This window comes from Labilibaculum sp. K2S, from assembly GCF_030372765.1.
GTDB lineage: Bacteria > Bacteroidota > Bacteroidia > Bacteroidales > Marinifilaceae > Labilibaculum.
Genome location: NZ_JAUCMW010000015.1, coordinates 112,161 through 121,707 on the forward strand (window position 1 = coordinate 112,161; position 9,547 = coordinate 121,707).

The 9,547-nt window shown below is 38.0% G+C and carries 6 protein-coding genes and 1 tRNA gene; 6 read left to right on the top strand and 1 reads right to left on the bottom strand.

The annotated features are described in order from the left end of the window. Positions 1-103 precede the first annotated feature (103 nt). The 4 genes from QUH73_RS15600 (at position 104) to gltX (ending at position 6,483) form a co-directional block, all read left to right on the top strand. The gene (locus tag QUH73_RS15600) at positions 104-1,327 is read left to right on the top strand and encodes a 3-deoxy-D-manno-octulosonic acid transferase (protein WP_289531374.1); all 1,224 of its coding nucleotides are present in this window, start codon (positions 104-106) and stop codon (positions 1,325-1,327) included. A 383-nt stretch (positions 1,328-1,710) separates the two neighbouring features. Then, positions 1,711-4,260: an adenosylcobalamin-dependent ribonucleoside-diphosphate reductase gene (locus tag QUH73_RS15605; protein WP_289531375.1), complete on the top strand. Its 2,550-nt coding sequence runs from the start codon at positions 1,711-1,713 to the stop codon at positions 4,258-4,260. A gap of 223 nt (positions 4,261-4,483) precedes the next feature. Continuing rightward, positions 4,484-4,873 carry a response regulator gene (locus QUH73_RS15610; protein ID WP_289531376.1) on the top strand — a complete coding sequence of 130 codons (390 nt, stop codon included), beginning with the start codon at positions 4,484-4,486 and terminating at the stop codon, positions 4,871-4,873. A gap of 77 nt (positions 4,874-4,950) precedes the next feature. Continuing rightward, positions 4,951-6,483 (top strand): glutamate--tRNA ligase, encoded by a 1,533-nt coding sequence (gene gltX, locus QUH73_RS15615; RefSeq protein ID WP_289531377.1) that lies wholly within the window; start codon positions 4,951-4,953, stop codon positions 6,481-6,483. Positions 6,484-6,754: 271 nt separating this feature from the next. Here gltX and QUH73_RS15620 read toward each other — a convergent pair whose 3' ends face one another. Beyond that, positions 6,755-8,467 carry a glutamine--tRNA ligase/YqeY domain fusion protein gene (locus QUH73_RS15620; protein ID WP_289531378.1) on the bottom strand — a complete coding sequence of 571 codons (1,713 nt, stop codon included), beginning with the start codon at positions 8,465-8,467 and terminating at the stop codon, positions 6,755-6,757. Between the two features lie 289 nt (positions 8,468-8,756). Here QUH73_RS15620 and folB point away from each other — a divergent pair, with 289 nt between their 5' ends. Together folB and QUH73_RS15630 are read left to right on the top strand one after the other, a co-directional pair. Then, a complete protein-coding gene (folB, locus tag QUH73_RS15625) occupies positions 8,757-9,107 on the top strand; it encodes a dihydroneopterin aldolase (protein WP_289531379.1) in 351 nt (116 codons plus the stop codon). Positions 9,108-9,224: 117 nt separating this feature from the next. After that, a tRNA-Cys gene (locus QUH73_RS15630) sits at positions 9,225-9,295 on the top strand. The last annotated feature ends 252 nt before the right edge of the window (positions 9,296-9,547 follow it).

Consider the following 9,547-nt stretch of genomic DNA (forward strand, 5'->3'; position numbering starts at 1 on the left):
AAAATCGCTTGGTGTTAAAACGAAATCCTCCACCTAAAATTATTAGTTTTGCAGTGAATAAATATAAGGAAGCTATTCCGGTTAACAGTAACAAATTTCAATTATGGTTCTCTTTTACAACCTTTCGATACGATTCTATGTTTTAATGGTGCGAATTGCAGCTTTTTTTAATCCAAAAGCAAAGCAATGGGTTGATGGTAGAAAAAACTTATTGCCTAAAATTGCAGAGGCGGTTAAAGGGGAAGAGAATTTGGTTTGGTTTCATTCTGCATCTTTGGGTGAATTTGAGCAAGGCCGACCGGTCATCGAAAAGTTCAAAAAGGAGCATCCTGAATATAAAGTTGTACTCACCTTCTTTTCTCCCTCGGGTTACGAGGTTCGTAAGAATTACGCCGGCGCGGATTTTATTTTCTACCTGCCACCTGATTTTCCTTCTTACGCAAGACAGTTTGTCGATTTAGTGAACCCCAAAATGGCTTTCTTCATTAAATATGAATTCTGGCATCATTACTTGAAGGAATTGAAAAAAAGAAATATTCCAACCTATATATTCTCTACTATTTTCAGACCCAACCAACTGTTTTTTAAGCCTTGGGGCGGATTTTACAGAAGTATGCTCTCAGCTTTTACTCATTTCTTTGTACAAAATCAGGAGTCGGAAAATTTATTGAAAGGCATTGAATTCAAAAATGTGTCGATAGCGGGTGATACTCGATTCGATAGAGTGTATTCAATAGCAACCGGATCGAAAACATTACCCAAAGTGGAAGGTTTTAGTCAAGGGAGACTGGTTTTGATTGCAGGCAGTACCTGGCCAAAAGATGAGGAGTTTCTGATTAAGTATATCAATACCTCTAAAAATAACTACAAATACATTATTGCTGCTCACGAGGTAGACGAGAACCATATAAAGAATATTGTTGCTCAGATTGAGAAGCCTTGGGTGCGTTACACCAATGCCTCGAAAGATGAAATTCAGGCTGCCGAAGTTTTGGTGATTGATTGTATTGGAGTTCTTTCATCTTTGTACAGATATGGTGATGTTTCATATATTGGTGGTGGTTTCGGTCGTGGAATTCACAATACTTTAGAGGCGGCTACCTTTGGTTTGCCTATTATTTTTGGGCCTAATTACCACAAATTTCAAGAAGCAAAAGATCTGATTGAATTGGGTGCTTCATATTCTTATGAAAAATATGATGATTTACAGATTCTATTGGATAACTACTTCGAAAATGAAAAAGAGCGGCTGTTTTCCGGTGATAAATCGAAAAAATACGTCGACTCAAAAAGAGGAGCAAGCGCTCAAATTCTTTCCGTAATTTAATCCTAACTGAACCGAATTATTAGTTTGAATTTTAAAAACTCAATGTTTGTTGAGGGTGCCGCGTTTTGCAAACTTGTTTTTATTAAAAGTGCTTTTTTGGTGACTAAAATGCTTGTGAATGCCAATTGCTTTTTTAAGTAAATTTTATCAGGTATTTTCTTTTTTGAAAACTTTTCACTTTTTTATTAAAATTATCTACCTGTAGATGAATCTATTAACATGTAGTTGTGGATAACTTTATTTTAAAGTTGTGTAATAATATTGCTCGGTGTTATCAAGTTGTGTACCTTGCATACTACAAAATTTACCCTGTTCGAAAAGGGCAAATTGTTGATAATAAACAAAGAAACTTATATAAATAACCCCACTTTTTTACGATCTTAATGGAAGTACAAGAGCAGAAGAAACAGGCAACAGAAATGAATGAAACTTTCAATCCCGAAGAAGCTTTTCAGGCAACATTTCAATATTTCAATGGAGATGAACTGGCAGCACGTGTTTGGTTAAACAAGTACGCGTTGAAGGACTCTTATGGAAATATTTATGAAAAGACTCCGGATGATATGCATCGACGAATTGCATCAGAAATTGCAAGAGTTGAAAAAAACTATCCAAACCCACTAAGCGAAGAAGAAATTTTCGCGGTGCTAAAAGATTTTAAATACATCGTACCTCAAGGGAGTCCTATGTCGGGAATTGGAAACCGATACCAGATTGCATCCTTGTCGAACTGCTTTGTGATTGGAAATGATGGAGATTCTGATTCCTATGGTGGAATTATGAAGATCGATCAGGAACAAGTACAGCTGATGAAACGAAGAGGAGGTGTAGGACACGATCTTTCCCACATTCGTCCTAAAGGTTCACCTGTTAAGAATTCTGCTTTAACTTCCACAGGAATAGTTCCTTTTATGGAGCGTTACTCCAATTCAACCCGTGAGGTTGCTCAAGATGGTCGTCGTGGCGCTCTAATGTTAAGTGTTTCTGTTCGTCATCCCGATTCGGAAGATTTTATTGATGCGAAAATGGAACAAGGCAAAGTTACAGGAGCTAATGTTTCTGTAAAAATGCACGATGAGTTTATGCAGGCTGTTGTTGATGGAACCGAATTTACCCAGCAATATCCAATCAATTCAAAGAATCCTACCTACAGTAAAAGTATTGATGCCGGTAAGCTTTGGAATAAAATTGTTCACAATGCATGGAAATCAGCAGAACCGGGAATTTTATTTTGGGATACTATCGAAAGAGAGTCGGTTCCTGATTGTTATGCCGATTTAGGATACAAAACGGTTTCAACGAATCCTTGCGGCGAAATTCCATTGTGCCCATACGATAGTTGTCGTTTGCTGGCTATCAACTTGTACAGTTACGTTGAAAATCCATTTACAGAGAAGGCTGAATTTAATTTCGGACTGTTTCGTAAGCATGTTGCAATGGCGCAAAGAATGATGGATGACATCATTGATTTGGAGTTGGAGAAAATTGATGCAATAATTGACAAGATTGAAGAAGATCCTGAAGGTAGCGAGATTAAGAGAGTAGAGCGTAATCTTTGGAAAAATATACGCGAGAAAGCAGAAGAAGGAAGACGAACCGGAGTGGGAATTACTGCTGAAGGAGATATGCTTGCCGGTTTAAACCTGCGTTACGGAACTGATGAAGCAATTGATTTTTCGGTAGAAGTTCACAAAACAATTGCTGTTGAAGCTTATCGTTCTTCAGTACATATGGCTAAAGACCGAGGAGCATTCAAAATCTACGACAAAGAGCGTGAAAGCAAAAATCCATTTATTTTGCGCTTAAAGGAAGCAGATGAAAGCCTTTATAAAGAAATGGTTAAATACGGTCGACGTAACATTGCTTGTTTAACGATCGCACCTACGGGAACAACCAGTTTGATGACTCAGACGACTTCCGGTATCGAGCCTGTGTTTATGCCTGTTTACAAACGAAGAAGAAAAGTAAACCCTAATGATAAAAATGTTCGTATCGATTTCGTTGATGAGATTGGCGATAGCTGGGAAGAGTTTGTGGTGTTTCATCATAAATTTGTAACCTGGATGGAGGCCAATGGTATCAATGCCGCGCAGCATTTTACAAATGAAGAGATTGAAGAATTGGTGAAACAGTCTCCTTACTACAAAGCCACTTCTAATGATGTGGATTGGCTGCAAAAAGTCCGCATGCAAGGGAAAGTACAAAAGTGGGTTGATCACTCAATTAGTGTAACCGTTAATCTTCCAAATGATGTACCTGAATCTCTTGTAGGTGAATTGTATATTGAAGCGTGGAAAAGTGGATGTAAAGGTTGTACGGTTTACCGTGATGGTTCCCGTTCGGGTGTTTTGCTTTCCAATGACACGAAGGAGGAAGATACAGGGATGCCGGAAAAACGTCCTGAAGAACTGGAAGCTGAAGTTGTTCGTTTTCAAAACAACAAGGAAAAATGGATTGCTTTTATTGGATTGTATAACGGACAACCATATGAAGTATTTACGGGTATTGTTGACGATGAGGAAGGTATTTTATTGCCTAAATCAGTAAACAAGGGAGTAATTATCAAAAGAAGAGAGGAGGACGGAAGTTCTCGTTATGACTTTCAGTTTTGCAATAAACGTGGTTTTAAAACAACTTTCGAAGGATTATCCTACAAATTTGATAAAGAGTTTTGGAACTATGCCAAGTTAATTTCTGGCGTACTTCGTCACGGAATGCCAATTGAAGGTGTCGTAAATTTAGTTGCAGGTTTACAGTTGGATAGTGAGAACATTAACACATGGAAAAATGGTGTTGAACGTGCTCTTAAAAAATACATTCCAAATGGAACTAAAGTTAAGGGAGGAATATGCGCCAGTTGTGGGTCAGAGCACATCATCTATCAGGAAGGATGTCTGATTTGTCAATCGTGCGGTACTTCAAAATGCGGATAACCTATCTATTATAACAACTACCAAACCAGGGAAACTTCAACTGAAGTTTCCCTTTTTTTAAAATTGTAACATAGTGTTGTAAATTACATAGTTGCAGGTTAAAGCTACGCGGTTACTCATCTTTTGAACAAAGTGGTCAGATCTTTGGAATTTCATTTTTGTGTTACTGATAATTGAATTAACTTAGAGTTAGAGAACAGTTAGACGAATACATTAGTCAGTTATGAATTTTTCCACAAACTATAATTGGGAAGGCAAAGTATTACTGGTTGCGGAAGATGAGGATTTTAATTTCATATTTTTGGAGGAAATACTCATGGATACCAAAGCCAGGATTATTCGTGCCAGAGATGGGCAGGAAGCGCTTGATTTCATTAAGTCGGTTCCAGAGATAGATTTGGTACTAATGGATATGCAAATGCCTGTTATGAATGGCTATGATGCAACTAGAAATATCAAAAAGATAAATAAAAATATGCCTATAATTGCTCAAACGGCATATCATTACGGTGAAGCTTATGAGGAAATAATGGCCGCTGGCTGCGATGATTTTGTATCCAAACCAATTGATATCGGTGGTTTAAAAGATATGATTGACCGATTTCTATTTTAAGTTGATTTTCTGGTTTTTTCTCCCCTTTACTTTTCCTCTTATTTCTTATCTTTGTTGCCAAATTAACGGATATAACAATGAACGATAAGAAAGTACGGGTTCGATTTGCTCCTAGTCCTACAGGACCTCTTCATATGGGAGGTGTTAGAACAGCCCTTTTCAACTATTTATTTGCCAGAAAACACAATGGTGATTTTCTATTGCGTATTGAAGATACCGATCAGACAAGATATGTTCCCGGTGCGGAAGATTATATTGCAGAATCGTTAAAATGGTGTGGAATTCAAATTGATGAAGGAGTAACAGTTGGAGGTGAATACGGGCCTTACCGCCAGTCGGAGCGCAAGCCAATGTATCGTGAGTATGCCGATCAGCTGATCGCTTCCGGGAATGCATATTATGCTTTCGATACTCCTGAAGAGCTGGATGCTATTCGCAATCAGCATGAAGAAGAGAAAAAGACTTTTACTTACAATTACGCAACCCGCGAAAATTTAAATAACTCTTTGGCTTTATCGGCAGAGGAGGTTCAAAATAAAATTGAGGCCGGCGAAGCTTATGTCGTACGATTTAAAATGCCTGTTGGTGAAGAATTGCATTTGGATGATGAAATTCGTGGTCACGTAGTATTTAATACATCCGCTTTGGACGATAAAGTTTTGTTCAAATCAGACGGAATGCCAACTTATCATTTGGCGAATGTGGTAGATGATTATTTAATGAAGATAACTCATGTAATTCGCGGTGAAGAATGGTTGCCGTCGATGCCATTGCATGTGTTGTTATACAGATCGTTTGGGTGGAAAGATGATATGCCTAAATTTGCTCATCTTCCATTAATTTTGAAACCGGTTGGAAAAGGAAAATTAAGCAAGCGGGATGGGGATAAATTAGGATTTCCGGTATTTCCATTGGAATGGACTGATCCTAAAACTGATGAAATTTCATCAGGATACCGTGAAGGAGGATATTTTCCTGAAGCTTTCATAAATATGCTGGCTTTTTTAGGCTGGAACCCTGGAACAGAGCAGGAGATCTTCTCGATGGAAGAGCTTTCTCAGGTATTCTCTTTGGAACGTGTTGGTAAATCGGGTTCTAAGTTCGATCCTGAGAAAACCAAATGGTTCAATCGTCAGTATCTGATGACTAAATCGGATGAGGAGATTGGAATCTTATTTACTGAACAAATTTTAAAAGCAAAAGGAATTGATGTTGATCAGGAAACTGTGAACCGGGTGTGTGGTATGGTGAAAGATCGTGTAGATTTTGTTTCGGAACTTTGGGAGCATGTAAATTACTTTTTTGAAGCACCTGTTGAATTTGATGCCAAGACCGTTAAAAAGGGTTGGAAAGAGGATACACCTGCCTTGGTTGAGGAATTAAAAGGTATTTTGGAAGGAATTGAAGATTTTTCGTCAGCTAATTCTGAAGAGATTGTAAAAGAATGGATCACTGCCAAGGAAATTGGTTTTGGAAAAGTGATGAATCCTTTCCGTTTGGCTATGGTAGGTGCCGGTAAAGGCCCTCACATGTTCGATATCATCGAAATACTTGGAAAAAAGGAAACCATTGCCCGTTTGGATTATGCAATGGAGAATATCAAAATATAATTGAGATTTTTTCTCATTGAGATGAACCACTTCCTTCGGGGAGTGGTTTTTTGTTTAAAGAAAGCCAAGAAAGGTCTTGAAGGGTTAGTTAAATGGTCAAACAGTCGGAGTCTTAAACCGAGGGTTTCACTTTAAGTGAGGCTCTCAGTGATTTAGTAATTATTTGTATTGTTGAAAATAAAAAAACCTGATAGGATTTTGTCCTATCAGGTTTAATTATATTCTAAAACTGAAAGTTTCACTTAAAGCAAGCCCTTCAGTGGTTTAGTTGTTACTTCTTTTGGGTTTTAGTCCAGGAGTCTTTTAAAGAAACCGTACGGTTGAAAACTAATTTTTCTGCAGCAGAATCTTTATCTACTGAGAAATAGCCCAATCGGGTAAACTGAAAATGATCTTCAGCTTTAGTATTTTTTAAGCTCGGTTCAACGTAACACTCGCTTAAAATTTGCAGAGAATCAGGATTAATAAATTCCTTAAAGTCTGTTTCTTTTTGAGCATCAGGAGCTTCGTGGTTGAACAAACGATCGTAGATACGAACTTCGGCTTTAGCAGCATGCTTAGCGGAAACCCAGTGAAGTGTTCCTTTTACCTTGCGCTTGCTTTCCTCCGATCCGCTGCCACTCTTAGATTTTGCATCGTAAGTACAGTGAATTTCAGTAATGTTTCCATCAGCATCTTTAACTGCTTTTTCGCACATTACAATGTAAGCTGCTTTTAATCGCACTTCCTGTCCCGGAGTCATTCTAAAGAATTTCTTTGGAGCATCTTCCATAAAATCTTCTCTCTCGATGTACAATTCGCGGGAAAAAGGAATATCACGATTTCCACTTTCCGGATCTTCAGGATTGTTTTCGATACTCAAAAATTCTTCCTTATTTTCAGGATAATTGGTGATAATCAATTTCACAGGATTTAAAACAGCCATTACACGTGGAGCAGTTTTGTTCAAATCCTCACGAACACAATGTTCTAAAAGGGAAACATCAATTACATTGTTTCGTTTGGCAACCCCAATAATATCAGCAAAATTACGAATTGACGCAGGAGTAAATCCTCTTCTTCGCAATCCCGAAACAGTAGGCATACGAGGATCATCCCATCCATTTACATGGTTATCTTTTACCAATTCCAATAACTTACGCTTACTCATTACCGTGTAGCTTAAGTTTAAACGAGCAAATTCGCGCTGTTTTGGCCTGTAGTCTGTATCAGTTAAATTGCTTACAAACCACTCGTATAACGGACGGTGAACTTCAAATTCCAAGGTACAAATGGAGTGTGTAATGCCTTCAATATAATCCGACTCACCGTGAGCATAATCATACATTGGGTAAATACACCACTGGTCGCCGGTACGGTGATGATGTGCATGCATGATACGGTACATCAATGGATCGCGCATGTGCATATTTGATGAAGTCATGTCAATTTTTGCACGAAGAACTTTTTCTCCATCCTTAAATTCACCATTCTTCATTCTTTCGAATAAATCCAGATTTTCCTCTACGCTTCGGTTGCGATACGGACTTTCGATACCTGGCTCGGTTGGTGATTTTTTCTGCTCAGCAATTTGCGCTGCTGTCTGATCATCCACATAGGCTTTGCCATCAGTAATCAACTTCACTGCCCAATCATACAATTGCTGGAAATAATCAGAAGTGTACATTGGTTCACCATCCCACTGAAATCCTAACCATTTGATGTCATCCATAATGGAATTTACATACTCTGTGTCTTCCTTTACAGGATTGGTATCGTCGAAACGTAAGTTACATTTTCCCTGATATTGTTGGGCAAGGCTAAAGTTTAGGCATATCGACTTAGCGTGTCCGATGTGTAAGTACCCGTTTGGTTCCGGAGGGAATCGTGTGTGTACTCTACCATCATTCACATTGTTTTTCAGATCTTCTTCAATAATCTGCTGGATAAAATTAAGAGATTTACTTTCGTTAACATTCTCTTCTTTTACATTTTTGTTATCCATACTACTCAATTTAAAATGATACATGTATTTGCCTGAGATTCGGAACCGAATCCTGCCTTGCTTTTCGAATCGAAATGCGATCTATTAAATGTACAATAATTTGATTGATCAGTTACATTATGAAACGAAAAACAAAAGTATGGAAATTCCAGCAAAATCAATTACGAATTTGGAATTACGAATTACTAAATTGGTCAATACAGGTTAATAAATTGCAATTCATCATTTGGAATTCGTAATTTCTAAATTTATCTCTTATTTTCGCCAATGAATATCATATCAAAAAAAGATGGGAATTATTGAATTAGAAGGCATGGAATTTTATGCCTATCATGGTTGCTTTAAGGAAGAGCAAATTGTCGGGAATAAATTTACCATTTATGTTCGCATGGAATATGATGCCGAAAAGGCAGTAAAATCTGATTCTATAGGCGATGCTCTGAATTATCAGCGTGCTTACGAAATGATAAAGGAACAACTGCAAATAAAATCTCATTTGCTGGAACATGTTGGCGAGAGAATTTTAGATGTTTTGTATGAAAATTTCCCGGAATTGGAGCATGCAACGGTAAAAGTATCTAAAATGAACCCTCCAATGGGTGGACAAATAGAAAAAGTGAGCTTGACTTTAAGTCGCTAATTCTTTGATTAAGCTTGTTTTGCAGAAATACCTTGAAGTTTTTGTTACAAAAGCTGAAAAAAGTTTGCACGAGTAAATCAGAAATTTATATCTTTGCAACGCCTTTACGGAAGATAGGGTCTCTTGGCCGAGTGGCTAGGCACCGGTCTGCAAAACCGTCTACGGCGGTTCGAATCCGCCAGAGACCTCTAAGTAAATTCACAAAGCCCCAATTCTTAACGAGTTGGGGCTTTGTTGTTTTTAGGTGTTGCCGGTTTTGTTGCCGTTTTAATGTGATTTTAATAATACTGGGTTTAGTCATACCTGCTTTCTACATTACAAGCAACTCCATTCTTTCTGAGTACTGTTGCAAAGGCATTAGCGTAAGCTACCTTGTGCATATTCCGGTGATGCTGACCCCTTGTCCGGGTGATACTGACCCCTCACAGAATTGAGGTTCA